Origin of the sequence: Streptococcus sp. SP8, assembly GCF_030440045.1 — a bacterium.
GTDB lineage: Bacteria > Bacillota > Bacilli > Lactobacillales > Streptococcaceae > Streptococcus > Streptococcus parasanguinis_I.
Genome location: NZ_JAQFJL010000001.1, coordinates 532,398 through 557,894, shown reverse-complemented (window position 1 = coordinate 557,894; position 25,497 = coordinate 532,398). Strand labels below are relative to the sequence as shown.

Annotated in this window: 25 protein-coding genes and 1 pseudogene; 22 read left to right on the top strand and 4 right to left on the bottom strand. The window is 41.1% G+C overall.

Annotated elements, in window-relative coordinates; genetic code table 11:
* Window positions 1–69: 69 nt before the first annotated feature.
* The 4 genes from PCY11_RS02845 to PCY11_RS02830 all read left to right on the top strand — a co-directional run bounded on the left by PCY11_RS02845 (window position 70) and on the right by PCY11_RS02830 (window position 5,060).
* A complete protein-coding gene (locus PCY11_RS02845; protein WP_301362451.1) occupies window positions 70–1,188 on the top strand; it encodes a DUF4767 domain-containing protein in 1,119 nt (372 codons plus the stop codon).
* A 213-nt stretch (window positions 1,189–1,401) separates the two neighbouring features.
* The gene (locus PCY11_RS02840) at window positions 1,402–1,971 is read left to right on the top strand and encodes a hypothetical protein (protein ID WP_003006147.1); all 570 of its coding nucleotides are present in this window, start codon (window positions 1,402–1,404) and stop codon (window positions 1,969–1,971) included.
* Between the two features lie 325 nt (window positions 1,972–2,296).
* The gene (locus PCY11_RS02835) at window positions 2,297–3,064 is read left to right on the top strand and encodes an ABC transporter ATP-binding protein (RefSeq protein WP_049486379.1); all 768 of its coding nucleotides are present in this window, start codon (window positions 2,297–2,299) and stop codon (window positions 3,062–3,064) included.
* Entirely contained in the window at window positions 3,057–5,060 is a 2,004-nt protein-coding gene (locus tag PCY11_RS02830) for an FtsX-like permease family protein (protein ID WP_301362450.1), read from the top strand. The genes PCY11_RS02835 and PCY11_RS02830 overlap by 8 nt, the downstream gene beginning before the upstream one ends.
* A 331-nt stretch (window positions 5,061–5,391) precedes the next feature.
* On the opposite strand, the gene PCY11_RS02825 is transcribed toward PCY11_RS02830, so the two are convergent.
* Window positions 5,392–7,356, bottom strand: coding sequence for a peptide ABC transporter substrate-binding protein (locus PCY11_RS02825; RefSeq protein ID WP_301362449.1), 1,965 nt, complete (start codon window positions 7,354–7,356; stop codon window positions 5,392–5,394).
* Window positions 7,357–7,618: 262 nt separating this feature from the next.
* On the opposite strand from PCY11_RS02825, the gene PCY11_RS02820 reads away from it, so the two are divergent.
* From PCY11_RS02820 to PCY11_RS02740, 17 genes are all read left to right on the top strand, one after another.
* On the top strand, window positions 7,619–7,948 hold the full coding sequence (locus PCY11_RS02820; protein ID WP_070505857.1) for a PadR family transcriptional regulator: 330 nt from the start codon (window positions 7,619–7,621) through the stop codon (window positions 7,946–7,948).
* Entirely contained in the window at window positions 7,942–8,742 is an 801-nt protein-coding gene (locus tag PCY11_RS02815; RefSeq protein WP_301362448.1) for a hypothetical protein, read from the top strand. Before PCY11_RS02820 ends, PCY11_RS02815 begins: the two co-directional genes overlap by 7 nt.
* Window positions 8,739–9,569: a hypothetical protein gene (locus PCY11_RS02810; RefSeq protein ID WP_301362447.1), complete on the top strand. Its 831-nt coding sequence runs from the start codon at window positions 8,739–8,741 to the stop codon at window positions 9,567–9,569. Before PCY11_RS02815 ends, PCY11_RS02810 begins: the two co-directional genes overlap by 4 nt.
* Before the next feature lie 284 nt (window positions 9,570–9,853).
* On the top strand, window positions 9,854–11,245 hold the full coding sequence (locus PCY11_RS02805) for an APC family permease (RefSeq protein WP_129824364.1): 1,392 nt from the start codon (window positions 9,854–9,856) through the stop codon (window positions 11,243–11,245).
* 104 nt (window positions 11,246–11,349) lie between these two features.
* Entirely contained in the window at window positions 11,350–11,586 is a 237-nt protein-coding gene (locus PCY11_RS02800) for a DUF2829 domain-containing protein (protein ID WP_000141913.1), read from the top strand.
* Window positions 11,579–12,277: a 3-oxoacyl-ACP reductase gene (locus PCY11_RS02795; RefSeq protein WP_301362446.1), complete on the top strand. Its 699-nt coding sequence runs from the start codon at window positions 11,579–11,581 to the stop codon at window positions 12,275–12,277. Before PCY11_RS02800 ends, PCY11_RS02795 begins: the two co-directional genes overlap by 8 nt.
* Window positions 12,278–12,658: 381 nt before the next feature.
* A complete protein-coding gene (locus PCY11_RS02790) occupies window positions 12,659–13,318 on the top strand; it encodes an ABC transporter ATP-binding protein (protein WP_049486387.1) in 660 nt (219 codons plus the stop codon).
* A 4-nt stretch (window positions 13,319–13,322) separates the two neighbouring features.
* Window positions 13,323–14,525: an FtsX-like permease family protein gene (locus PCY11_RS02785; RefSeq protein ID WP_301362445.1), complete on the top strand. Its 1,203-nt coding sequence runs from the start codon at window positions 13,323–13,325 to the stop codon at window positions 14,523–14,525.
* 99 nt (window positions 14,526–14,624) lie between these two features.
* Window positions 14,625–15,125, top strand: coding sequence for an NUDIX hydrolase (locus PCY11_RS02780; RefSeq protein WP_301362444.1), 501 nt, complete (start codon window positions 14,625–14,627; stop codon window positions 15,123–15,125).
* The gene (locus tag PCY11_RS02775) at window positions 15,103–16,002 is read left to right on the top strand and encodes a putative PEP-binding protein (protein WP_301362443.1); all 900 of its coding nucleotides are present in this window, start codon (window positions 15,103–15,105) and stop codon (window positions 16,000–16,002) included. Before PCY11_RS02780 ends, PCY11_RS02775 begins: the two co-directional genes overlap by 23 nt.
* Entirely contained in the window at window positions 15,947–16,387 is a 441-nt protein-coding gene (locus PCY11_RS02770; RefSeq protein WP_301362442.1) for an ASCH domain-containing protein, read from the top strand. Before PCY11_RS02775 ends, PCY11_RS02770 begins: the two co-directional genes overlap by 56 nt.
* 381 nt (window positions 16,388–16,768) lie before the next feature.
* A complete protein-coding gene (gene glmU, locus PCY11_RS02765) occupies window positions 16,769–18,148 on the top strand; it encodes a bifunctional UDP-N-acetylglucosamine diphosphorylase/glucosamine-1-phosphate N-acetyltransferase GlmU (RefSeq protein ID WP_301362441.1) in 1,380 nt (459 codons plus the stop codon).
* 9 nt (window positions 18,149–18,157) lie between these two features.
* Complete coding sequence (locus PCY11_RS02760) at window positions 18,158–18,703, top strand: NUDIX hydrolase (RefSeq protein ID WP_021152841.1); 546 nt, start codon at window positions 18,158–18,160, stop codon at window positions 18,701–18,703.
* 11 nt (window positions 18,704–18,714) lie between these two features.
* Window positions 18,715–19,050 (top strand): cell wall synthase accessory phosphoprotein MacP, encoded by a 336-nt coding sequence (macP, locus tag PCY11_RS02755; RefSeq protein WP_301362440.1) that lies wholly within the window; start codon window positions 18,715–18,717, stop codon window positions 19,048–19,050.
* A 24-nt stretch (window positions 19,051–19,074) separates the two neighbouring features.
* Window positions 19,075–19,767: a 5'-methylthioadenosine/adenosylhomocysteine nucleosidase gene (locus PCY11_RS02750; RefSeq protein ID WP_021152843.1), complete on the top strand. Its 693-nt coding sequence runs from the start codon at window positions 19,075–19,077 to the stop codon at window positions 19,765–19,767.
* Window positions 19,768–19,905: 138 nt separating this feature from the next.
* Window positions 19,906–20,529 carry an endonuclease III gene (gene nth / locus PCY11_RS02745; RefSeq protein ID WP_070594429.1) on the top strand — a complete coding sequence of 208 codons (624 nt, stop codon included), beginning with the start codon at window positions 19,906–19,908 and terminating at the stop codon, window positions 20,527–20,529.
* A 266-nt stretch (window positions 20,530–20,795) separates the two neighbouring features.
* On the top strand, window positions 20,796–22,763 hold the full coding sequence (locus PCY11_RS02740) for a peptide ABC transporter substrate-binding protein (RefSeq protein WP_301362439.1): 1,968 nt from the start codon (window positions 20,796–20,798) through the stop codon (window positions 22,761–22,763).
* Window positions 22,764–22,968: 205 nt separating this feature from the next.
* On the opposite strand, the pseudogene PCY11_RS02735 reads toward PCY11_RS02740, so the two are convergent.
* Window positions 22,969–23,061 (bottom strand): annotated as a pseudogene (locus PCY11_RS02735) (VOC family protein); the annotation flags it as partial.
* A 100-nt stretch (window positions 23,062–23,161) separates the two neighbouring features.
* Here PCY11_RS02735 and PCY11_RS02730 point away from each other — a divergent pair.
* Window positions 23,162–23,770: a hypothetical protein gene (locus PCY11_RS02730; protein ID WP_301362438.1), complete on the top strand. Its 609-nt coding sequence runs from the start codon at window positions 23,162–23,164 to the stop codon at window positions 23,768–23,770.
* Between the two features lie 449 nt (window positions 23,771–24,219).
* On the opposite strand, the gene PCY11_RS02725 is transcribed toward PCY11_RS02730, so the two are convergent.
* Together PCY11_RS02725 and PCY11_RS02720 are read right to left on the bottom strand one after the other, a co-directional pair.
* Window positions 24,220–24,606 carry a VOC family protein gene (locus tag PCY11_RS02725; protein ID WP_049474277.1) on the bottom strand — a complete coding sequence of 129 codons (387 nt, stop codon included), beginning with the start codon at window positions 24,604–24,606 and terminating at the stop codon, window positions 24,220–24,222.
* Window positions 24,607–24,617: 11 nt separating this feature from the next.
* A complete protein-coding gene (locus tag PCY11_RS02720; RefSeq protein WP_301362437.1) occupies window positions 24,618–25,445 on the bottom strand; it encodes an exodeoxyribonuclease III in 828 nt (275 codons plus the stop codon).
* Window positions 25,446–25,497: the final 52 nt, after the last annotated feature.

Sequence of the window (25,497 nt, the reverse complement as noted above, 5' to 3'; positions counted from 1 at the left end):
TTCCGTCCTCACACTTTTTTTAGTATAATAAAGTTTAGTATGAAAATAAGGGAGACTAAAGGAGATCAGATGAAAAGAAAACATTGGATCCAGTTGGGATTAGTGGCTTCAAGTATGGTCTTGTTAACAGGATGTTACCAGAGATACCAGCGGCAGTCCAGTCCTAAAAAAGAGGTTGCAACGAGCCAGACTTCAGCAAAGAAACAAGCGAAAAAAGCAGATAACAAACAATTATACCAGTCTGTTTTTTCAGACTACCAAAAGATTTTTGCTACTTCAAAGGATTTGGATGCCATTTCCAAATTGAATGATGCATTAGCCAAAGAAGATCGGATGATCAATAGCTGGGTGATCGAGACGGTCATCAATCAGCCAGAAGCTGTTCGCTATGCCTTTAAGGACTTAAATAACGATGGGGTAGATGAGATGATCATCGCCAATCAGCAGACCGATGGAAGCTACTTTGCGACAGGAGTCTACTACCTCAAGGAGCAAAAACCGACTCTACTAGCTGAAGGTTTCGTCGCTGGACACGGTGGAGCGCGCAATGCGACGACCCTCTATCAGGGAGGAGAAGTCTTAGAAGTCAGCTGGATGTCAGGAACTGGCCGTGGTGTAGCCGTGCTTTCACAAATAGAAAAGACACCTCAAGCCGCGACAAAAGTCCAAGAAGAAGAAGTTCAGGTACCTGGGTCAGATCTGAATGCTCTCTTTGGAAAATCTGATGAGGATAAACTGGACCTCAAGAGTTTTGACTGGCAAACCTTTGAAAGCACACCATCAGGAGGCGATACCCAAAGCCAGGAGAAAACACCTTGGAATGCTGAAAAATCAGCAAAATTAGCAGAATTTATGAAGACCTGGGGCGAAAAGATGGGACAACCCAACTATCAAAAAGGCATCGCTGGTGGTGATGTAGGACCAGACAACCTCTATACTCTAGGGGAAAATAGTAAGATGGATGCCATTTATACAGATACTGGTCAGGGAAATGCAAAATACCGCATCGTGGAACGCTATAGCAATTGGGACAAGTATCCAGATGTGCATAGTTATTTCTTTGCTATTACAGATACAGGAGAAGGCATTGTCTTTCATTCGCCAACGACCAATGGTGGAAAGATGTATCTAAAGCCAACGGACAACAAGGAACTTCAAGAAGAATTTACGCAACTGCTTCATCAATAAAAAGAAGAATAAACCAGAAAACGACTGTTTTTCTGGTTTTGTTTATTCAATATATGAATAAAAATACAAAATAAACGATATTTTTTAGGATAGAAAATATGTTAAAAACTAGTGATAATTAACGGTGTAATTGCATTTGGAAACAGAAAATATTTGACAAGTAAAGGAAAATCATTTAAAATATATTCATTCTTTATTTATAGGAGAAAAAATATGAAAAAACTTCTTACAGCCGGTGTGGCTCTCTTGTCCGTTGCAACGTTAGCAGCATGTTCTGGTAAAACTGCTTCGGAATCATCAAGCAAAGATGCTAAAGCTTCTTCTAGCAAAGTAGAAAAATCATCTACTTCAGAAAGCAAATCAAGCAGTTCATCAAAATCATCTAAATCAGCAACCTCTTCTGTTAAAATTCCAGAAATTGTCTTGTTGACTGATGAAGAAATCGATAACGCCAAAACAATTGGTGATATGAAAACTCTTTATAGTAAATTAGTGGATAACTATAAAAAATATGCTCAAGATCTTGGCGATCAAATTCCAGAATCACATAGATCTATATATACTCAACAAGTAGAGCCAGCTCTGAAGACATTGGACGAATCAAAAACTCAATTTGATACAGCACTTTCAACTGGTGGTTCAGATGATACAGTTGTTCCTGAACAAGGACGTACTGCTTTTGCACAACAATTGAAATCTGGACGTGACACTATGAAACAAGCTCTTGAAAGTGCATATAAGATGATTTCACCTTATATCTCTTCATCTTCATCAGCTGAATAATTCATAAATGAAAATGAGAGTGGGACAGAAATCGGTAATTCGTTAGAATTCGATTTCGTCGTCCCACCTCCGCACAGTTGAGTAGGGCTGTAAAAGCTGATGAAATCAGCGTAGTAGAGCCCACTCAACCACTGCGTCTTGCTCGACAATCCCAAAACAATTAATAGGCTAGGACTTTTGTCCTAGCCTATTTTTGCTTTCTTACAAAAATGTAAGAAATAAAGGGGAAAATGTAAGGTTATGTTATGGTGAAAGCGTTTCAGTTTTAGTACAATAGATTTGTAAAAAACGATTGAAGCTTTTTCGAGCTAGAAAGGAATGGACCATGACCCTACTAGACGTTCAACATATCAAAAAAATCTACAAAACCCGCTTTCAAGGAACGCAGGTCGAAGCCTTAAAGGATATCCATTTTACTGTTGAGAAGGGCGAATACGTGGCCATCATGGGGGAATCAGGATCTGGGAAATCAACCCTCCTCAACATCCTGGCCATGCTGGATCAGCCGACGGAAGGGCAGGTTTACCTCAATGGCACAGATACCTCAACCATCAAGAACAAGGACGCCTCCAGCTTCCGCCGGGAAAAACTAGGCTTCGTCTTTCAAGATTTCAACCTTCTCGACACCTTGTCTGTCAAGGACAATATCCTTCTCCCTCTGGTCCTTTCTCGCAGACCGGTCAAGGAAATGATGAGCAAGGTGGATAGCGTCAGTCGAGAGTTGGGCATTCACCAACTGCTTGAAAAATACCCTTACGAAATCTCTGGTGGACAAAAGCAACGGGTAGCCGTAGCGCGGGCCATCATTACCTCGCCAGAAATCCTCCTGGCCGATGAGCCAACAGGGGCGCTGGATTCCAAGTCTTCAGCTGCGTTACTAGATGTCTTTGAAGATATCAATACCATGGGTCAAACCATTCTCATGGTGACCCACTCGACCGCAGCCGCAGCACGGGCCAAGCGCGTGCTCTTTATCAAGGATGGGATCCTTTACAACCAGATTTTCCGCGGGGAAAAGACAGAGCGTCAGATGTTCCAAGAAATCTCGGATACCCTGACGGTCATGGCGGGAAAGGAGGATTGTGATGTTTAAATTAACAAGTAAATTGGCTCTTTCCAACCTCAAACAAAATCGCAAATTGTATTACCCTTTCGCTATAGCTGTCATTTTAACGACCATGATCCTCTATAGCTTTATTGCCCTGGCAACGACCCCTCATTTAGAAACTTCTTACGGAGGACGAACGGCGAGAGCTGTCCTTGGTTTTGGTTGTTTCGTCGTCCAGCTGGTCGTCGTCATTTTAGTGGCTTATGCCAATGGCTATGTTATGAAAAATCGTTCCAAAGAATTGGGATTATACAGTGTTTTGGGGATGGAGAAGAAGCATCTCCTCGTCATGACCTTATGGGAATTGCTTATCTTCTATATCCTCACAGTTGGAGTAGGACTGGGCTTGGGGCTCTTGTTTGATCCCTTGATTTTTGCCCTCCTCTTAAAATGTATGGGGCTTCCAGTCGTCATTCAATCGACCTTCCAGATAGGGGCTGTTCTTAACACTTTATTTGGGCTAGCCTTAGCTTTTGCCCTCATTCTCTTGTTAAATTCTTTCCGTCTCTTGCGCTACAGTTCCCTCCACCTCATGCAACATAAAAAGGCAGGAGAGAAGAAAGGACGCTTCTTGCTGGTCCAAACTCTTTTAGGACTAGGACTCTTAGGAATTGCTTTCTATTTAGCGCTAACAGCAGAGCGTCCAGTTGCGGCTGTCCAAAGATTCTTTATTGCCGTTATCTTGGTCATTCTTGCGACTTATCTCTTATTCAACGCGGGCACCATTACCTTTTTAAGATTTCTCAAAGGTCGGAAATCCTACTATTACAAGCCAGAGAATTTTATATCCGTCTCCAACTTAATAGCACGGATGCGAAAAAATGCAGCGGGCCTTGCGACCATTAGTATTCTTTCCACCATGGTCTTGGTCACCTTAACAGGGTCGCTCAATCTCTTTATTGGAGGGCAGAATTACCTAGATACTATGTACCCTTCGGACTACAATATTAGTGTGGGGCATATGACTTCAGAAGCTGAAACAGAACCGGTTATTGAGGAGGTTCAAGCCCAAATTAAGAAAGTGGCCGATGCGACACATCTGTCCGATTATCAGGTGGCACAGACAACATACTGGTCAGCTAGCATTCGAAGGATTGGTGGAAAGGTGTTAGAGGTTTATGACCAGTCCGATCAAGAAACTGGTCAGGAATTGAAGACAGAAGGAGTAGTCTACTTTTTTGATCAGGCAACTTATGAGCAACTGACGGGTCAAAAAGTTGAGCTTGGGGAAAATGAAATCCTAGCCTATGGGTATCAGTATCCTGGAAGACTAGACTCGCAATTAGAAATCAATGGAAAGAGCTTCGCGATTAAGCAAAAACTAGACTCCAATTTTATCCAAGGGAAACTCCCTCAAGCCGACCTGTTTCAACACCAAATGGGCTTGTATCTTGTCCTCCCTGACTTGAACCAACTGGGATTAAAAATTGATAAAAATTTGGAATTCTCTATTAGTGCTAAAAATAAAGAAAACCAAGATTTTATAGCTGGAATGGCCAAAGAGCTTTATTCGACAGACAAAATGAGTCAATATGGTGCGACTTTGTTTGGTGGGGTTGATCGATACAGCATGGAGAAGGAGTGGCGTGAATCAGCAGGGACAATCCTCTTTATTGGTGTTTTCCTATCTGTGATCTTTCTATTGGCTACGGTTCTCGTCATTTACTACAAACAGATTTCAGAAGGCTATGAGGACCGGGAAAATTTTGTGATCTTGCAACAAGTAGGATTGGACCAAAAGCAAACCGGCACCACCATACGCAAACAGATTCTCACCGTCTTTTTCCTTCCATTATTCTTCTCCTTCCTCTACCTAGGAGTGGCCTATAAGATGATTGCAAAAATCGTTGCTCTCTTAGGAGCGAACAATGCGGGCTTGGTCCTTCAAACAACCTTAGCCATCTGCGCTGTCTTTTTCATCTCTTATATCCTCGTCTTTCTTCTGACTTCTAGAAGTTATCGGAAGATTGTCGTGAGGTAGCGCTGAGTCTATAAAAGATTGAGAAATGAAAAATCCAATAAATAGACAAACTGTTTTTTACATAGGACAAGCCAAGTGTTGCGGAAAGAATTATAATAATCTAATTTATTAAGCTTATTTAAACAAATACCGAAACTTTCCGCCGTTAGAAAAGTGCTAGAAATAAAGTATTTCTAGCATTCGGGAGTTTTGAAACTTTAGGTTCAAAACTAAGTTATGGAACTTCGGAGAAGTTCGCTAACGTCCGTACTCACCTAAGGAAAGTTTCAAAGATAGTTTTATCCTTAACCAAAAACACCGAGGATTATATCCTCGGTGTTTTTTATCGCGATTATTTCACGTGTTTTGCAAGTTCTTCTTGCGCTTTTTTGTTTGATTCTTCTTTTTCTTTCAACCAATTCTTATAAGCTTTTTCATGTTCGGCAGTTGTAACTGTCTTATCTTGAAGTTTTTGGTATTTGAAGAAGGTTGTTTCACCTTTAATACCAATTGCAGAATTTGCTGCTGAAAATGGTGTTACCTTCGTGATAGATGGTACTCCACCCTTAGAGTAGATTGGAAGAACCATTGCGTTTTCAGTCAACCAAGCTTGGGCATCAGCGTATTTTTCATAACGTGCATTGGTATCCAATTTTTCAGCATTGGCAGCATCTAGCAATTCTTTGTATTGGTTCAAACCAATTTTCTCGATGAGCGCTTGGTCTTTCTTAGGATCAAGTCCCATACCAGTCAAGGTTGAACCATCTGTTGGGTTCAAGATATTCAAGTAAGTAGATGGGTCTTGGAAGTCAGGTCCCCAACCAGTGATATCCATATCAAAGTCTTTTTGCTCTGGTGATTGGGCAAAGTAAGTAGCGTTATCTGCATCGTCTGTAGACAATTTTTGTACATCGATCACGACATTGTCTTTACCAAGAGCTGTTTCAATAGAACTCTTCATAGAGTCTGCTTGTTGGACAAGAGCATTAGAAGATTGGTCTACGACATAGTCGATATGGATTGGGAATTGAACACCTTGTGATTGCAATTCAGATTTTGCTTTTGCAAGTTCCGCTTTGGCCTTATCCGCATTATGCAAGCTATCTTGAGCATCAGCAAAGCTTACACCTTTCCACTCATCTCCTGTTGCGGCAAGTTTTTCTTCAACGAGCGTACCGAAGTCTTTTCCGTTGGCTTGCACAAATGTAGGTGGAACTAGTAGGGTACGAAGAGTTTTTGATGCTCCGTCTTTCCCGTTAACTTGAGCGCTGTAGGAAGTTCTATCCAAAGCGAAGTTCAAAGCTTGACGGAAGTTTTTGTTTTGAAGGGCTGTCTTCGTGTTGTTCTTTTGCTCATCAGATGTCTTCTTCGTATGGCCGTAATTTTGACGGTTGACGTTGAAGTAAGCGTAGTAAACAGTAGAATCTTGTGGGGAATAAACGATGTTATCCTTGAATTTCTTCTCAATCGTACTGTAAGTTGAGCTTGTTGGGAAGAGACGAGCAGTAGATAGGTTCCCATCTGAGAAGTTACGAGCAAGATAGTCTTGGTCAGATCCATCGAAGTAAGTCAATTTAACCGTATCGATGTGAACATTTTTCTTGTCGTAGTAATCAGGGTTTTTATCCAACTCGATTTGTGATTTTGAAGTGAAGGATTTCAAAATGTAGGCACCATTGTAGAGGATACCATTTGGTTTCACGCTACCAAAGTCTTTCCCAGCTGATTCCAAGAATTTTTCATTAACTGGCATCATGGTAGCAGTCGTCAATTTAGAATTCCAGAAAGATTCTGGTTGGTTCAAAGTGTATTGAAGAGTGTGATCATCAACAGCTTTTACCCCAACGGTTGAGAAGTCTTTGGTTTTCCCGTTTACATAGTCATCCAAGCCTTTGACTGAGTTTTGAACCAAGTAAAGAGCATCCGATTTTTTATCTGCTACGTATTTTAGAGATGTCACGAAATCTTGTGCAGTGACGTCAGCGTATTCATTTCCTTCTGAATCATACCACTTCGCGTCTTTTCGAAGCTTGTAAGTATAAGTCAGACCATCTTTTGAAACGGACCAGTCCTCAGCAAGAGCAGGCACTAAGTTACCGTATTGATCGTTTTCAAACAAACCATCGACCAAGTTGGTTGTAATGTCGCTTGTAGTTGAACGATTTGAAGTCAAATAGTTCAAGGAATCAGGGTCTGTACCATACACGTAGTTGTAGGTAGTCCCTTTTGACGCATTAGAAGATGAGCCACATGCAGCAAGGAAAAGCGTTGAAGCTGCGGCGACACCTGCTAAAAGAGCAAGCTTCGATTTTTTCATATTCGTGTCTCCTTTTGAATAATTTTAATTATTATACTCCAATCAATCTACAAAATAAAGTGTTTTTTGAACTTTTTTTGTATATTTACACACCAGTATACAGTGAAACCCTTGATTTTATGGGATTTTTAAGGAATAAAAATTTTTTTAAAAAAAAATTACTATTATGCTTTACATACTAGTTGAGAAAGAGTATACTGATAGTGAAAAGACTAGTATGTAAAACAAACTAGTGAAAAATGTGAAGAAAGAGGTGAGAAGGATGAAAGAGTCCCAATTACTAAAGGGAGTCTTGGAGGGCTGTGTGCTGGAGATTATTTCTAAAAAGGCCATCTATGGCTATGAATTGATCCAAAGTCTCAAAGAGATGGGATTTGATAAGATTGTCGCTGGGACCATTTATCCCCTGCTTCAAAAATTAGAAAAACAAGGAATTATTCATGGGGAAATGAGGCCGTCTCCAGATGGTCCCGATCGCAAGTATTTTTCACTCAGTGATGCTGGAAGAGAGCGCTTAGAGGAATTTTGGGACCAGTGGCAGGAGCTAGTCACAAAAGTAGAACGTATCAAGAAGGAGGGAGAAGAATGGTAGAAAGTTATACCGAAAAAATGTCAGATGAATTGATTCATCTAAACAAAGAGGATCAAGTCTATGTGAAAAAAATGGTGGCCTATATTGGGGCCAAGTCCTATTTTTATGATGATGAAGCGCTCGGTGAACAACTCTACAATATGGTTTGCGACCTGAAAGTTGCTGAAAAAGAAGGCATACGGGCGGTGGAGTATTTTGGAAAGGATCCACGGGAGATGGTGGATCAAGTTCTTTCAGACTTGCCTAAACGCTCTTTAGGATCTTATGTGGGACTCGTCTTCCTACTTGGAGTGATCCTAGTTGGCATGCGTTATTTAATGGATTTTACCTGGATGACACCACTGAAAATTGAACCTTTGACCTATGTTGTCATTCTCCTCAATTTCTTGGTGTTCAGCCAGTTCATCACGTGGCTTTGGTCTAAACAGAGCTATGGTGAAATGAAGTGGTCTTGGGCTACTTTTATCAGTGTGATCAGCCTGATGGTATTTCTGAACATTGTACGACTATGTTCGATCTATTTTGGCCACATTGGGAGTCTCTTCTTATCAGATGGTTGGGCGATTGTTCTCTCTGTCCTAGTCTTACTTGGGTTTGCAGTTATAGCCTATAGAAGCAGGAATCGTTTGATGTCGAGTCTACTAGTCCTGGGCCTGACTTTCCTAGTTACTGGATGCTGGATGCGTCTCGTGAATCAGGAAACTGCTCATTTAATAGGCTGGCTCCTTCCTCTCATGGGACTAGTCCTGACCCTTGTTGTATTTTGTCTCCAAAGAAAGAAGGAAGAAGCATGAAATCAGCAATGTATTTTGAAGAAACGCAGGCTTTGGTTCAAACCTTTAGCCAGGAGGACCAAGCTTATTTCCAAGATCTCTGGGATTATTTCAATTTCGCCGGTTTCTTATATGAGGAGAAGGCTTTGAGAGAGCAGGTCTATAATTTAGCACTAGACTTTTCGGAAGCAGGAGCGGATGGATTGACAGCAAAGGATTATTTTGGCCTCGATCCGAAGGGAATGGCAGACCAAATCATCGAAAATATGCCCAAAGAATCGACACGGTCTGTTTTAAAATATGGGGCTATCTTTTCAGGTATTGTGATTTTTTATCGCCTCTTAAGTGATTTTGCTTCTCAAGCGGTCCTTGTGCTCAAGCCACTAGTCTATTTAACCGACATCATTTTGGGACTCTTAGCTGTTGGGATAATCTTCTATCTCCTTCGTCGCCTCATTTTTGCAGAGGAAAAAGCGAAAAAAGCAATTTATGTAGCCTTTGTTCTAGTTCTAGGATTCTATTTTGTTGGTGAAATAGTGGGCGTCCGTTTCTTACCAGCTTTTGCTTGGTTTGTAGTCCCTAGTCCTTGGGATGCTCTTCTCATGACAGGGGCTAGCGGAGCTCTCATTCTTTGGCAATGGAAAGAAGAGTTTGGACGAGCTTTCATCTTTCCTATCGTCGCCTTTTTAGTGGTTGGATTCTTACATCGCTGGACCTTGGCACAAGGAGTTCAGAATCTTGGTATGACGGTTCTTCTGCCCACAGTGATCATCGTCTTTGGGCTAGTTATTTATTATTGGTTTACGATTCGTGCTTTGAAAAAGAATAGGACGGAAAGTGATAAATAGTAAGAAAAGGGGGGCTGGGACAAAAGTCCTAGCCTCTCAATTATTTTTGGATTATCGAGCAAGACGCATTGGTTGAGTGCTCAAAGCACTGCTTTGAGGTGGTAGATAGGACTTGCTAAGCAAGTTTCCTAAGTAGTTGTTCGCTTTTCAAGTTCCAAAGATGCCCTACTCAACTGTGCGGAGGTGGGACGACGAAATCGAATTCTGACGAATGACCGATTTCTGTCCCACTCTCTTTCTTGTCCAAGTATGATAGAATAAACTCATTAGATGGGAGAATATACATGAATCTATTTCGAAAAAAGGGACTTGGGCAAGTACACCCGGGTCTAAATCGCCATTTACGATTGTGGGATTTGATTATTTTAGGAATCGGTGCCATGGTGGGGACAGGAATCTTCACAATTACGGGAACAGCAGCAGCGAATTTAGCTGGTCCAGCCTTGATTATTTCGATTGTGATTGCTGCTTTTTGCGTTGGCTTATCTGCCCTCTTCTTTGCTGAGTTTGCGTCTCGCATCCCTTCAACCGGTGGAGCCTATAGTTACCTCTATGCCATCTTTGGAGAGTTTCCAGCCTGGATTGCTGGTTGGTTGACCGTGATGGAATTCATGACCGCCGTATCAGGGGTGGCTTCAGGTTGGGCTGCGTATTTCAAGGGCTTGTTGGCCAATCTTGGTTGGAGCCTGCCGACAGCTTTAAACGGGACTTTTGATCCAGCTAAGGGAACTTATGTGGATCTTTTGCCAATTTTAGTGATGGTGCTAGTCACCGCCTTGGTCCTCATGAATGCAAAAGCTGTCTTACGCTTTAATTCCTTACTGGTCTTACTCAAGTTCTCCGCTCTTGCCTTGTTTATCCTTGTCGGGATTTTTCATCTAAACCCTGGCAACTGGGCAAACTTTGCCCCTTATGGATTTGGCGAAATCTATGGTGGTCAGGCAGGGATTATGGCTGGAGCTTCGCTCATGTTCTTTGCCTTTCTTGGTTTTGAGTCCATTTCAATGGCGGTCGACGAAATCAAGGAACCACAAAAGAACGTCCCTCGCGGCATTGTCCTCAGTCTCTTGATCACAACCATTCTTTATATCTTGGTCACCCTGGTTTTGACCGGTATGGTTCCTTTTAAGAACTTAAATGTAGAAGACGCGGTTGCCTTTGCCCTTCGTCAGGTCGGAGCTGGTTGGGCTGGAAATTATGTATCCTTAGTGGCTATTTTGACCTTGATTACCGTCTGCATTTCCATGACCTTTGCCCTTTCACGGATGATTTACAGTTTGGCGCGGGATGGGCTTTTGCCAAAAGCTATGAAACAGCTCGATCCAAAAACTAGAATTCCCAAAAATGCAACACTAGTAGCTGGCTCGATGGCTGCCATTGCTGGTGGAGTCTTTCCACTTGCAAGTATCGCTTCCTTCTTAAATATTTGTACCTTGGCTTACCTAGTTATGTTGGCCTTTGCCCTCTTGAAATTGCGCAAGGAACACGGGGCTCCTGGACCTGGTGAATTTAAAACACCCTTGGTTCCAGTCTTGCCAATCCTGTCGATTGTGGTCTGTCTGTCCTTTATGACCCAGTATTCCCTATCGACCTGGCTGGCCTTCGGAGTTGCTCTCCTGATCGGGGTCGGAATTTATTTCGGTTATGGGTATCGCCATTCAGAAGAAAATCAATAAAAGATGAAAGCTAGAGTAGAAGAACTCTGGCTTTTTACATAGAGAAAGCTCTTTTTTTGGTATAATAAAGGGAGAAAGTTAACTAGATAACAAAGGAGAAGATCATGACATTTGAAGAGATTTTACCAGGCTTAAAGGCTAAGAAAAAATATGTGCGAACAGGATGGGGTGGAGCAGAAAACTACGTCCAACTCTTTGATACCATTGAGCAAAATGGGGTGGCTCTGGAAGTGACCCCTTATTTCCTCATCAACGTCTCTGGTGAGGGTGAAGGTTTCTCCATGTGGAGTCCAACTCCTTGTGATGTCTTAGCGACAGATTGGGTGGAAGTCCATGACTAAAAGGGTCTTGATTACAGGTGTGAGTTCCGGGATTGGTTTAGCTCAAGCTCGACTCTTTCTAGAAAAGGGCTACCAGGTCTATGGAGTGGACCAGGGAGCGGATCCCCAGTTAGCAGGTGATTTTCACTTCTTACAGAGGGACTTAACTCTTGATTTGACGCCGATTTTTGACTGGTGTCCTGAGGTAGAGGTTTTGTGCAATACAGCCGGAGTTTTGGATGATTACAAACCGCTTCTGGAGCAAAGCGCACAGGAGATTCAGGAGATCTTTGAGATCAACTATGTGACTCCGGTGGAGCTGACACGGTATTATCTGACTCAAATGTTGGAGAAGAAGCAAGGTATCATCATCAATATGTGCTCCATTGCTTCTAGCTTAGCGGGAGGCGGCGGTCACGCTTATACCTCCTCCAAGCATGCCCTAGCGGGCTTTACCAAGCAGTTGGCCCTGGATTATGCAGAAGCTGGAATTCAGGTCTTTGGCATCGCACCAGGAGCCGTCAAAACAGGCATGACCGCAGCGGATTTTGAACCAGGTGGATTGGCTGACTGGGTAGCCAGTGAGACGCCCATCAAGCGCTGGATTAAGCCAGAAGAAGTAGCAGAAGTCAGCCTCTTTTTGGCTAGCGGGAAGGCATCTGCCATGCAAGGACAAATCCTGACCATTGATGGTGGATGGAGTTTGAAGTAGGGAAATGAAAAAGCAGGAGCTAAAATCTTACTAAGAAATGTAATTGTTTTTTCCTTACTGAAAGAGTATCAAACCTAGGTGGACAATTGAGTTACGATAGTGGTGAGATAGGTATTTACCTCTATGCTAAAGAAGATCTTACTGAACGAAATTAAACCTACCAGAGTGATCAGGATGAATCAGATTTCTTTATGATTGGTCACGATGGAGATCTAGCCTTTTTCACCAAAAAAAGACAGGGATAATAACAATTATGAAGATAACTGAGGGTAAGTTCAGAAGAACTTTCTAAATGGGATACCTGAAACCTTAAGAGATTGTTTTAGAAGAAACGAATAGTATAACTGATTTGCTAAGTTATTGTGGAATGAAGGTGAAGTCATGATTAAATTAGTGAATGTTACTAAATGTTTTAGTGATGGATCGAATGTCAGATACATTTTCAAAAATTGTAATTTTGAATTTAAAAAAGGTAGCACGACTGCAATAGTTGGCCGTTCTGGATTAGGAAAAACTACTCTTGTTAAATTAATATTAGGGATTACCAGTTTAAATGAGGGGGATATCTTAGTCTGTGGTAGTTCCATTTTAGATATGAAAAATTTGAGTAAGGTAAGGCGTAGGAATATTGGCTGTGTCTTCCAAAACTTTAATTTGATTTCAGGTTTCACGGTGAAAGAGAATATTCTACTTCCAAGATATTTTTTTGAAAATGGAGAGAATAACATTAACGAAATTTGTAACACTTTAGGTCTTTCAAAGGAAATGTTAAGCAAGAGTATTGATAAGATTAGTGGAGGTGAAAAACAAAGAGTTGCTTTGGCAAGAGCTCTTATTAACAATCCAGAAATATTGATAGCGGATGAACCTACTGGTAATTTAGATGCTGCTAACGAACAAAATATAATAGAATTGTTGAAGCGGATCAATGAGGAGTTAGGTATCACGATTATAACAGTAACTCATAGTGATAAAGTGGCCAATAGTATGCAGTCTATTTGCACAGTTGTTGATGGCAAAATTGAGTACGTAAGGAGATGATAAAATGAATCATTCCATATTATTCATTGCTAAAAGAGATTTAGAAGTTAACAAACGAAGATATAGATTAGTTCGACTGTCAATAACGATCTCTGTTTTGCTAATTGTTTTAGTGATGCTCATTTCTAATTCTTTCTATAATAAAATGATTAAAGAAATGACTGTAGCAAATAAAAATGTTGTTACTGTTGCCTTTGGTAATAAAGAAAATTCTCTGAATTATAAAGCTTTGCCTTTATTTTCTAATGAAGATATTGATCGAGTAAAAAAAATAGATGAAGTAAAAAATATTACTGGTGTAAAACTATTATTTACGGATGATATCAAATTCCAAAATGGTAAGACATCGGTTTCCAATACTATCCATTGTCTAGAAGAAAAGTATTTAAAAAACCTGAATATTAGAATTGCTGAAGGGAAATTTCCAGAGAAGGACAATGAAATATTAATCGGAGATTCCGTACACAAGGCTACATCAATGAATGTCGGAGATACGGTGACTATTAAGATTGATAATCATTATGAAAAGTTTGTAATTTCTGGCATTATAGACAAGCAAGAAGCGCAGTTATTTTCTACCTTGCCAACAGAAATAAATCAAATGATGGCAATAAATGTAAAAAGTAGTAGCGTTTCATCAAATAAGTATTACTATCTGAATGCTACTGTAAAAAATGGAACCGATTTAAATGAAGTAGCAAACAAGATAGAAAAGACTGTTTTAAAAAATGAAAATTTAAAACAATCTTTATCAGGAACAGGATTAGATGTTGTTGTAGCAACACAACAGGATGTTATCAATATGCTATCCAGATGGTTTTCCTACATCGACCTTTTTATCCTCTTAATCATAGTTCTTATCTCTATTGTAGCGATTATTAATATCATCAATATTCTTGCCATTACCATTCAGGAGAATCATAAACAGATCGCAACTTTTAAAATCATCGGTGCATCTGATCGACAGATAAAAAGAATATATTTATTTGAAAGCTTCATGATGGGAGTACGAGGTACAAGCGCGGGATTGGTGATAGGAATTGCTATTTCTTATTTGATCATCTTTTTGAGTGGATTGCCACTAGATATTGAACTTACCAGATTGTTGTTCCCGGTATTAATAGGGATACTTACTTCAGTTTTTGCAGGATTATTGGTATCTAGAAAAATTACTAAAATTGATATTGAAAAAGTATTAAATCAATAGAGAAGAAATGATTAGGGTCAATAAGAGATGGTGTTGCAAAAAGAAAAGCTATACTGATTTCATTATCGACTGAGCTTTGAATGAAAGTAGGAGGATTTGATGGAAATCAAAAATCACTTTGGTGTGTACGGAGTCTGTCTTCAAGAGGGGAAACTGCTCTGCATTGAAAAAACAAGAGGCCCTTACCAACAGCGTTTTGATCTACCGGGTGGTAGCCAGGAAGTAGGGGAAGGGCTGACAGAAACCCTCAAGAGAGAAGTCTTGGAAGAGACAGGCTATACGCTTAGTCATTATTCCAATCCTAGGATGTATGATGTGCTGGTTCAAGAAGAGGGGAAAGACTTCGCTGTGCATCATATCATGGCCTTTTATGATATCGTACTCGATTTTGAACGCTCTCAAAAATCCCTTCCTCAGGAAGTTCTTGATGGAAGTAATGATTCAGCAAAGGCAGTTTGGTTGAATGTGGAAGAAATAACTGCGGACAATGCTTCTCCTTTAGTGTTGAAAGTGAAGGCGGAGTTAGGAGGATTTCCAGAATTAGACATGACAGGCTACAGAAATTGGAAGGTAAAACATGCAAAATCAACTGGCTCTTAGTGGAGAAAGAATTGTTGAAAAAATTTACCCACAACTATTTCATCATGTTGGTATGATTCGTGGGGAATATTTATTGAGAGAGCTTAATCAAAACATCCTATTAGCAAGTTGTCAACAATTTGTAAAAGATTATCTAGATACCATTTGCTCCTTGTACTCAGATGAAGAAGTCTGGTATCGCTTTTCAGAGTTAACAAATGCAGAAGCAAATAGTCTAGACGGGACAAAAGAGTATTTCGATGAACGCCACCCCTTATTTGGATATAGAGGGACTAGGCGTTTGTTAGCGTGTCCAGATGAATTTCAGGCTGAGACAAATGTTGTTACAGAAGTTTTTCAAACCAAACCCAATCTGTCTCTTATTTTTCCTTTTGTCAATGATGCCGAACAATTAAAACAAGCTATTACAGTATTGCGTCAGTATGGTTTTACCGGGAAAGTCGGCACGATGATTGAATTACCATCAGCTTTTTTCGACTTGGACAGGATACTGGAAACTGGTATTTCAAAGATTGTAGTGGGAATGAATGATTTAACTTCTTTTATTTTTGCAACTGTAAGAAACAGTCAATGGCATGATATGGAAAGTCCCATTATGTTAGAAATGCTGAGACAGATGCAGGAAAAATCAAATACTAAAAAGATTAACTTTGCTGTAGCAGGCTATCTGAATCTTTCTTTCATACAAAAAATGAATCAGATGGGGATTGAATGTATTCTCCATTACAGCTTTATTCCAGAGATTTTTGATTTAGAAATTGACCATCCAGACCATCTTAAACATATAAAAGAAGAAAGTAAAAAATTACAAAGGAGAACCCATGACACCGCAAGAAATGTGGAATGCATACAAGAAAATCAATCCCTCTATCGGTGATGAGATAGACGCCTGGGCCTTTGGAGTGGAACCAGACCTTTTAGCGGAACTGGTCTTTAAAGGCGAAAAAACAGCAACTGCCTCAGCTTACGATCTTTACGCAGTAGAGGACGAACCCCTTCCCCAAGAAGGGACCTTTGATGTCATTTTAGACAGTCAAGATCAGGCTGTCTGCATCGTCGAAATTACAAAGGTTTCCGTTCAGCCTTTTCATCAAGTGTCAGCCGACTATGCCTACAAGGAAGGTGAAGGAGACAAATCCTTAGCTTATTGGCGTCAGGTTCATGAGGAGTTTTTCACGGAGTGGCTGGAGGAAGCAGGTCTGACGTTTACAGCTGATAGCAAGGTGGTTTTAGAAGAATTTCGCAAGGTTTATCCATTATAAATGTGCTCCCCTTTTAGGAGAGTCATATTGAAGACAAAATCAATTTGAAAACTTTCCTTAGGTGAGTACGGACGTCAGCGAACTTCCTCGAAGTTCCATGACTTAGTTTTGAGCCTAAGGTCTCAAAACTCCCGAGTGCTTGAAATGATTGTATTTCAAGCACTTTTCTCACAGCGGAAAGTTTTAGTATATTTTTGATTAATTTTTAAAATTAAAACTATTATTACTGATTTGTAGAGTAACGTTACTTATCTTACTAAAAAAAAATTTGTCTACATCCGCGCTCTCCTTTTTGGAGAGTTTTTTGATTTGGGTCTTATTTTCCAAAAGGGCTAAAAAATGGTATAATGTAAGCGATATTGTACAGAAAAGAGAAATGTTATGCCAAATTATGCCATTATTTTAGCAGCGGGGAAAGGTACCCGTATGAAATCAGATTTGCCTAAGGTTCTTCACAAGGTTGCAGGGATCTCAATGTTGGAGCATGTCTTCCGTAGTGTTGGAGCAATCTCGCCTGAGAAGACTGTAACGGTTGTGGGCCACAAGGCGGAATTGGTGGAGCAAGTATTAACTGGACAAACAGAGTTTGTCAAACAAACCGAACAATTGGGAACTGGTCATGCGGTCATGATGGCAGAGCCAGTCTTGGAAGGTCTTGATGGGCATACTCTTGTCATCGCAGGAGATACACCTTTGATTACGGGTGAAAGCCTCAAACACTTGATCGACTTTCATATCAACCACAAGAATGTAGCAACGATTTTGACAGCAGAAGCAGCTAATCCATTTGGCTATGGTCGGATTGTCCGTAATGACAATGCGGAAGTGCTTCGAATTGTTGAGCAAAAGGATGCGACAGATTTTGAAAAGCAAATTAAAGAAATCAATACAGGAACTTATGTCTTTGACAATGCACGCCTCTTTGAAGCGTTGAAAAATATAAACACTAACAATGCCCAAGGTGAATACTATATCACGGATGTCATCGGTATTTTCCGTGAAGCTGGTGAAAAAGTTGGGGCCTATACGCTCAAAGATTTTGATGAAAGTCTCGGGGTTAACGACCGCGTAGCCCTTGCGACAGCAGAAGGCATCATGCGTCGTCGCATTAACCAAGCCCACATGGTCAATGGGGTGAGCTTTGTCAATCCAGATGCGGCCTATATCGATGTCGATGTTGAGATCGCACCAGAAGTGCAAATCGAAGCCAATGTTACCCTAAAAGGACACACAAAGATTGGTGCTGAAACAGTCTTAACCAATGGAACCTATATTGTGGATAGTGAAATTGGGGCAGGTGCCGTTATTACCAACTCCATGATTGAAGAGAGCATGGTAGCTGATGGCGTGACGGTAGGACCATATGCTCATATTCGCCCAGGTTCTAGCCTTGCCAAAGATGTCCATATTGGAAACTTTGTCGAAGTCAAAGGTTCGTCTATTGGCGAAAATACCAAAGCAGGTCATTTGACCTACATCGGCAACTGTGAAGTCGGCAGCAACGTTAACTTTGGTGCAGGAACCATCACAGTGAATTATGATGGCCAACATAAGTTTAAAACGACGATTGGAAACAATGTCTTTGTCGGCTCCAATTCGACGATTATTGCGCCAGTTGAATTAGGCGACAATTCCTTAGTCGGTGCTGGATCAACCATTACCAAGGATGTACCAGCTGATGCGATTGCGATTGGTCGTGGCCGTCAAGTGAATAAAGAAGAGTATGCCCTTCGCTTGCCACACCATCCTAAAAATAAATAGGAGATTCTCATGCAATTTGAAGAAAAAACCATTGAGCGCAAGGAGATTTATCAGGGACCGATTTTCCAAGTGGTCACTGATCAAGTAGAACTACCCGCTGGAAAAGGCCAAGCGCAGCGTGATTTAATTTTTCATAATGGAGCAGTAGCGGTTTTACCGATCACAGATGAGGGCAAGACTATTTTGGTCAAGCAGTACCGCAAGGCGATCGAGAGGACTTCAGTAGAGATCCCTGCAGGGAAGTTGGAAAAGGGTGAAAATGCGGATCCTCAAGCAGCTGCTCTGCGTGAATTGGAAGAAGAAATTGGTTACACAGCGGATCTAGAGTTGTTGTATGATTTTTATTCTGCCATTGGATTTTGTAATGAGCGGATTAAACTCTATCTTGCAACCAACTTGAAAAAGGTGGAAAATCCACGTCCACAAGATGCGGATGAGACCTTAGAGTTATTAGAAGTAACCTTGAAGGAAGCCAAGGACTTGATCCAAGCTGGCGAAATCTGTGATGCCAAGACCATCATGGCGATCCAATACTGGGACTTAATCAATAAATAGAGGAGGATCCGATGGGAAAACCTTTATTAACCGATGAAATGATTGAACGAGCAAGGCGAGGTGAGGACATCACCGGTCCTAATATGGTCGATGCTGAAGAGACGAAAATTATTCGGACAGACCACAGAGGATTTGGCTATGAACGTCCTATGAGAGAGAGTCGTATGGAGCGTCCGCAAGAGCGTTATTCTCAGGATACTGTGCAGATCCAAGTAGAGCCCACAGTGACAAAGAGTCGTCGCATTGAGGAACAAAAGCAAAGTGTGGTCCAATCCAAACTCAATAAGATTTTGTTCTGGATCATTGTGCTCCTCATTGCCTTGATCATTGCTATTTGGCGTCTGTAAGGTCGTCACAAGGAGAGAATGGATATGAAAATTGGAATTATCGCAGCCATGCCCCAGGAGTTAAAGATTCTGGTTGAAGCCCTTGAAAATGGGGAAAAGCATCTGCGTCTTGGAAAAGTCTACTATACAGGATCGATTGGTCGCCATGAAGTCGTTTTGGTTGAAAGTGGCATCGGAAAAGTCATGTCTGCCATGAGTGTAGCGGTCCTAGCCAATGATTTCAAAGTGGAAGCCATTATCAATACCGGATCTGCAGGAGCAGTCGCACCGGGAATGGCTGTTGGGGATATTGTCCTTGCCGACAAACTGGCCTATCATGATGTGGATGTGACAGCCTTTGGTTATAAGTACGGTCAAATGGCAGGTCAACCACTTTACTTTGAATCCAGTCGCTATTTTGTATCAGAAATGAAAAAAGTTCTGGAAGAAGAAGCTGCAACCACACATGTGGGCTTGATTACAACAGGAGATAGCTTTATCGCGAGTGAAGAAAAAGTCGCAGCAATTCGGGAGCATTTCCCAGAAGTATTGGCAGTTGAGATGGAAGGGGCAGCCATTGCCCAAGCCGCTCACGCAGCTGGACGTCCCTTCATGGTCATTCGAGCTATGAGTGATACGGCAGATCACGCAGCCAATATCTCTTTTGATGAATTTATCGTAGAGGCTGGCGAACGCTCTGCTCAAACCCTGATTACCTTCTTGAAGAGATTGGTGTAAAATAAACAATAGATAGAAGTGGGATTGGATGAGTTTTTTTACAATTCATTTTGTCCCTCTTCTTTTTTTGAAGCCGATTCTTCCAGAAATAGGGAACTTTCATGCTATAATAAAGACTAGTAATGTAAAGGAGAGAATATGGTTTTATCAAAGAAACGGGCACGTCATGTGATTGAAGAAATTATCGCCCTCTTTCCAGATGCTAAGCCAAGTCTGGATTTTCGTAATCATTTTGAATTGTTAGTAGCGGTTATGCTCTCAGCTCAGACGACAGACGCGGCTGTTAACAAAGCGACACCAGGTTTGTTTGCGGCTTTTCCAACCCCGCAAGCCATGGCAGCAGCCAGTGAATCCGATATCGCCAAGCATATTTCTAAATTAGGCCTCTATCGAAATAAGGCCAAATTTCTAAAAAAATGTGCCCAACAATTGCTGGATAACTTTGATGGGCAAGTACCTCAGACTCGTGAAGAGTTAGAAAGTCTAGCAGGAGTAGGACGCAAGACAGCCAATGTGGTCATGAGTGTAGGTTTTGGTATTCCAGCTTTTGCTGTCGATACCCATGTGGAGCGGATCTGCAAGCACCATGATATTGTCAAGAAATCAGCGACGCCATTGGAAGTTGAAAAGCGGGTCATGGATGTTCTTCCAAAGAGCGAATGGCTGGCGGCTCACCAAGCCATGATTTACTTTGGACGGGCTATCTGCCATCCGAAAAATCCTGAATGTGACCAGTACCCACAACTCTATCATTTTGATTAGGAATCAGTTCCTCTGCTCGAAAGAGCAGAGGTTCTTTTTTGTGATGAAACGTATATTTATTAAAAGGATTGAAAAGTGAACTTTTGCAAAGTTGTGGTAGTAGGTGCCTAGATTCGCCTATCCAGCTTTTTTGAGATCGATTTCAAGATGCTTTTTCTTGACATCTTATTATATTCATTCAGAAAAAACGAACTTTTTTAAAATAAATTTGGTTTTTTTTAAGAAATAGTGTATAATGGTAGAAAATCTAACATAAGGAGATAGTGATGAAAGCAAAAAAACTGTTAGCTCTTGCAGGAGTTTCTGTTGCAGGTGCCTTTTTCTTAGCAGCGTGTGGCGGTGGTAGTAGCAATCAAGCAACTTACTCATTCGTCTATTCAGCAGATCCAAATACCTTGGATTACATCGCTGCAACTCGTACAACAACTTCAGATGTCACAAGTAACCTTGTAGATGGTCTTCTTGAAAACGACCGATACGGAAACTTTGTGCCAAGTCTAGCAGAAGATTGGACTGTCTCTGAAGATGGATTAACCTATACTTACAAACTTCGTAAAGATGCCAAATGGTATACGAGTGAAGGAGAAGAATATGGTGCTGTAACGGCTCAAGACTTTGTTACAGGGATCAAACACGCGGTTGAGTCTAAATCAGAAGGTCTCTTCTTGATTCAAAATTCGATCAAAGGTTTGGATGCTTACGTAAAAGGGGAAACCAAAGACTTTAACACAGTTGGAGTGAAAGCTTTAGATGACCACACCATCCAATATACTTTGGTTCGTCCAGAAAGCTTCTGGAACTCCAAAACAACCTCAGGTGTTCTTTTCCCAGTCAATGCGGATTTCTTGAAATCTCAAGGAAAAGATTTTGGTTCGTTGAAACCTAGCAGCATCTTATACAATGGTCCATTCTACTTGAAATCTTTGACTTCAAAATCTGAAATTGAATTGGTCAAGAACAAAGATTATTACGATGCGAAAAATGTTCATATCGACAATGTCAAATTGACCTTTAACGATGGATCAAACCCAGATTCTATCATTAAGAACTTTGAAAAAGGTCAATATTCCTTTGCATCTGTTATGCCAAACAGTTCGACGTATAAGAGTGTCAAGAAAAACTTTGGCGACAACATTGTCTACGGTTTGCAATTGGGAACATCCTACTATCTTGGATTCAACTTGGACCGTCAAAAGTATGACCACACAGCCAAAACAACGGATGAACAAAAAGCTTCTACCAAGAAAGCAATCTTGAACAAGGACTTCCGCCAAGCGGTGAACTTTGGATTTGACCGCAAATCTTATGCGGCACAAGTATCTGGATCTGATGCGGCTGAAAATACCCTTCGTAGCACCTTGGTACCACCAACTTATGTCCAAGTCAATGGAGAAGATTTTGGTAAGGTCGTTGAAAAACAATTGGTTACCTATGGGGATCAATGGAAGGGTGTGAGCCTGGCCGATGGTCAAACGAGCCTTTACAACCCAGAAAAAGCCAAAGCTTCATTTGCGAAAGCCAAAGCTGAATTGCAAAAACAAGGCGTTCAATTCCCAATTCATTTGGACTACATTGTCAGCCAAGTGGACAACAGCATGGTCCAACAAGCTAGCTCCTTCAAACAATCTGTAGAGTCAGCGCTTGGTGCAGACAATGTCGTTGTAGACCTTCAAAAGGTTTCGGATGATGATTTCCAAAATATCACCTACTTCAGCGATACTGCTGCTGCGAGAGATTACGATATCTCAGGCGGTGGTTGGGCTCCTGACTACCAAGACCCATCGACTTACCTCGAAAGTATCAGCCCAGTAAATGGTTCTGTCTTCTACTATCTTGGTATTGATGCAGGTTCAAATAATCCAGCCATTGCAACAGTTGGTTTGGATCAATACGCTAACATGTTGAAAGACGCCGATGCTGAATTGTTGGATCAAGCTAAACGCTATGAAAAATATGCAGCAGCGCAAGCATGGTTGACAGATAGCTCGATTACGCTTCCAACTGTTTCAAATGGTGGTGCTCCAATGCTTCAACGGACCGTACCATACAGCCGTGCTGCTTCATGGGTTGGTACAAAAGGAACAGGAACCTTCTACAAATACCTTGAAATGTCTAAAGATGTTGTCACAACAAAAGACTTTAACAAGGCCAAAGAAGAATGGTTGAAGAAAAAAGCAGAATCCAATAAAAAAGCTCAAGAAGATCTCAAAGATCACATTGAGAAGAAAAAATAAATCAATCATTGTTCCATCAATGAGGATAAAAAAAGTCGGAACCTTCATGTGAGGGTTCCGGTTTTTTAGGTATCGAATGTTAGTCCATCTCGTTCTTTTAGATGAAAGATAGATCAACCACTGCATCTTGCTCGGCAATCCAAAAACAGTTAAGAGGCTAGGACTTTTGGCCCAGCCTCTTAACTATAGACGGGTGATCATCATTCTATTCACTAAATCTTAAAAAATAGCCATCTGGATCTAAAACTGCAAATTCATGAGGATAGATATAATGGTCGCCAACAAGAAATTCTCTTTTGTTGTACCCTATGCTTTTTAGCGAAAACGTTTCCTATTTAAATAAACTCTAAAAAATGATAAAATATTTGTAAGTCAACCACTTAAGGAGGTTAAGCATTGTGAAAAACAAAATCTTATTAGGTTCTATGACGCTCCTATCTGCATTTATACTATCAGCATGCGGAAATGGAGAAAAGAAAACAAACAAAACTACAGCAGCAACAACAGAAGTAACAACAACTGCTGACACTTCTTCTGAGGAAAAATCAGTCTCATATACGGACACCCAACGTATTGGACGTGATGATATTGGGTATGTTAATGTTCCAAAAGATTGGATAATCACTAAAAGCCCAGGTGCGGAATCTGCATTAGAATACTCTTCAAAACATAAATTCCCCACCGGCACACTAAATGCTTATACTGAAAATGAAGTACCTCTACAGGACCGGTTAAAGTACGTTGCTACTACTTTTTATAATACCCTCAAAAGTAATGAACATGTGACCAATAATATAGACGGCGAATGGACAAAGGTAGCTGGAGAGAACGCCTACGTCCTTAAAGCACAAGAAAAAAATGGCAAGTATCTTTATTATATATGGTTTTTCCAAAAAGGTGCGACTATATACGTATTTTCCCTTGAAGGTACAGAGGAAAATATTTCAACCTTCAGACCTATGCTAGAACAATCTTGGGGCTTAGATCCAAATACTCCTGGTAAATAATCATTAATATACTAAAAGAGACTGATTCGATTAATCAGTCTCTTTCTTTATCCCTATACTCTTGTGGACCACTCTTCGCGTAATATTCCATATTTCACACTGTCAGAGTACTGACCTTGGTAGTAGCGGATTTCCAAATTTTTCCTTCTTTTAGGACCCCAATTTCTCAGCAACGCCATCATTACACATTGCCACGCCCAATCGTTATACCAATATGTTCGAGCGCATCGATTTCTCGGAAAATGATACTGCACTACACAAATTCATTTTTTAGAATCTGTTTTTGCATCACGAGAATATCCGCATGCGAATCGATGCGAATATTCTCGTAATAGTCCTTACAGTAATCAACGACAGCTCTCATGATTTCCTTAGCATTGGCGCCACTGGATTTACAGATCTGTCAATTTATATTTATCTACTGAAAAGAGGCCAACAGCCCACTTTTTTTATTCACTAAATCTTAAAAAATAGCCATCTGGGTCTAAAACTGCAAATTCATGAGGATAGATATAATGGTCGCCAACACGAAATTCTCTTTTGGTCAAGGGGCGATGGATGGGATAGTCAGCTTCCAGTAGCTTTTGGTGGAGCTGAGGAACATCCTCAATGCCAAAGGAAATATTGATACCACGCCCGAAAGGATAAGTCAGCTGAGCTAATTCTTCTGCGTCGCCTTCTTCTAACATGAGTTGGCAGTCTTCAAGGGAGAGGAAGAGAAATTTTTCCTCGGGGCGTTCGTATTCGACAGAGAAGCCCAGCAAGTCGCAGTAGAAGGAACGCGACTTTTCGATGTTGGATACCACAAATTCGGGGATGACAGCTTGATAGTCCATTAGCTTTCTCCTTAGAGTTCAATCTCCAAGACAATCGGTGTGTGGTCTTGACGTGCGCCTGAATCAATCATATCTGACTTGGTAACCTTGTCTGCCACACGGTTACTTGTGAGCCAGTAGTCGATTCTCCAGCCTGTATTGTTGATTTTTGAAGTCTTGCTGCGTTGTGCCCACCAAGTGTAACGCTCCGGTACATCTCCGTGGAGGTGGCGGAAGGTATCTGTAAAGCCTGCTGCTAAAAGGTTGGTAAAGCCTTCGCGTTCTTCGTCTGTGAATCCTGGCGAACGGCGGTTACTGGCTGGGTTAGCAAGGTCGATTTCCTTGTGGGCAACGTTGTAGTCACCGGTTGCAAGGACAGGTTTTTCCTTGTCTAATTCAGCCAAATATTCAGCATATTTGACATCCCATACTTGACGTTCTTCTAAACGTTTGAGACCATCACCAGCGTTAGGTGTGTATACCTGAGTCACGAAAAATTTATCAAATTCCAAGGTAATGATCCGACCTTCCAAGTCCATGGTCGAAGGGGCTCCGATCTCTGGGAAAGTCACAACGGGTGTGAGCTCTTTTTTATAGAGGAACATGGTTCCAGCGTAGCCTTTACGAGCCGGTTCTTGAGAAGAGCGCCAGGTGTTTTCGTAGCCAGGGAAGAGCTCCTCAAGGATTTCGAGGTGTTTTTTAGTAGGACCTTTGGCGGATAACTTGGTTTCTTGAATGGCAATGATATCTGCATCCTCAGAAACCAAGGTTTGGAGGACTTCTTGAGAGAGTTTGGCGCGTGCTGAATCACTAGTTAATGCAGCATTAAGCGAGTCGATATTCCATGAAATGAGTTTCATTGTATTTCCTTTTCTTGACATGATAGATAATTTTATTATAACAAAAAATATA

Bases quoted from the DNA above. Each gene is read 5' to 3' on its own strand.
- PCY11_RS02785 (WP_301362445.1), top strand. From the start codon at position 13,323: ATGAATCATTCCATATTATTCATTGCTAAAAGAGATTTAGAAGTTAAC.
- PCY11_RS02770 (WP_301362442.1), top strand. From the start codon at position 15,947: ATGACACCGCAAGAAATGTGGAATGCATACAAGAAAATCAATCCCTCT.
- PCY11_RS02800 (WP_000141913.1), top strand. From the start codon at position 11,350: ATGACATTTGAAGAGATTTTACCAGGCTTAAAGGCTAAGAAAAAATAT.
- nth (WP_070594429.1), top strand. From the start codon at position 19,906: ATGGTTTTATCAAAGAAACGGGCACGTCATGTGATTGAAGAAATTATC.
- PCY11_RS02750 (WP_021152843.1), top strand. From the start codon at position 19,075: ATGAAAATTGGAATTATCGCAGCCATGCCCCAGGAGTTAAAGATTCTG.
- PCY11_RS02805 (WP_129824364.1), top strand. From the start codon at position 9,854: ATGAATCTATTTCGAAAAAAGGGACTTGGGCAAGTACACCCGGGTCTA.
- PCY11_RS02725 (WP_049474277.1), bottom strand. From the start codon at position 24,606: ATGGACTATCAAGCTGTCATCCCCGAATTTGTGGTATCCAACATCGAA.
- PCY11_RS02815 (WP_301362448.1), top strand. From the start codon at position 7,942: ATGGTAGAAAGTTATACCGAAAAAATGTCAGATGAATTGATTCATCTA.
- glmU (WP_301362441.1), top strand. From the start codon at position 16,769: ATGCCAAATTATGCCATTATTTTAGCAGCGGGGAAAGGTACCCGTATG.
- PCY11_RS02790 (WP_049486387.1), top strand. From the start codon at position 12,659: ATGATTAAATTAGTGAATGTTACTAAATGTTTTAGTGATGGATCGAAT.
- PCY11_RS02795 (WP_301362446.1), top strand. From the start codon at position 11,579: ATGACTAAAAGGGTCTTGATTACAGGTGTGAGTTCCGGGATTGGTTTA.
- PCY11_RS02780 (WP_301362444.1), top strand. From the start codon at position 14,625: ATGGAAATCAAAAATCACTTTGGTGTGTACGGAGTCTGTCTTCAAGAG.
- PCY11_RS02775 (WP_301362443.1), top strand. From the start codon at position 15,103: ATGCAAAATCAACTGGCTCTTAGTGGAGAAAGAATTGTTGAAAAAATT.
- PCY11_RS02840 (WP_003006147.1), top strand. From the start codon at position 1,402: ATGAAAAAACTTCTTACAGCCGGTGTGGCTCTCTTGTCCGTTGCAACG.
- PCY11_RS02825 (WP_301362449.1), bottom strand. From the start codon at position 7,356: ATGAAAAAATCGAAGCTTGCTCTTTTAGCAGGTGTCGCCGCAGCTTCA.
- PCY11_RS02760 (WP_021152841.1), top strand. From the start codon at position 18,158: ATGCAATTTGAAGAAAAAACCATTGAGCGCAAGGAGATTTATCAGGGA.
- PCY11_RS02820 (WP_070505857.1), top strand. From the start codon at position 7,619: ATGAAAGAGTCCCAATTACTAAAGGGAGTCTTGGAGGGCTGTGTGCTG.
- PCY11_RS02810 (WP_301362447.1), top strand. From the start codon at position 8,739: ATGAAATCAGCAATGTATTTTGAAGAAACGCAGGCTTTGGTTCAAACC.
- macP (WP_301362440.1), top strand. From the start codon at position 18,715: ATGGGAAAACCTTTATTAACCGATGAAATGATTGAACGAGCAAGGCGA.
- PCY11_RS02830 (WP_301362450.1), top strand. From the start codon at position 3,057: ATGTTTAAATTAACAAGTAAATTGGCTCTTTCCAACCTCAAACAAAAT.
- PCY11_RS02835 (WP_049486379.1), top strand. From the start codon at position 2,297: ATGACCCTACTAGACGTTCAACATATCAAAAAAATCTACAAAACCCGC.
- PCY11_RS02720 (WP_301362437.1), bottom strand. From the start codon at position 25,445: ATGAAACTCATTTCATGGAATATCGACTCGCTTAATGCTGCATTAACT.
- PCY11_RS02845 (WP_301362451.1), top strand. From the start codon at position 70: ATGAAAAGAAAACATTGGATCCAGTTGGGATTAGTGGCTTCAAGTATG.
- PCY11_RS02740 (WP_301362439.1), top strand. From the start codon at position 20,796: ATGAAAGCAAAAAAACTGTTAGCTCTTGCAGGAGTTTCTGTTGCAGGT.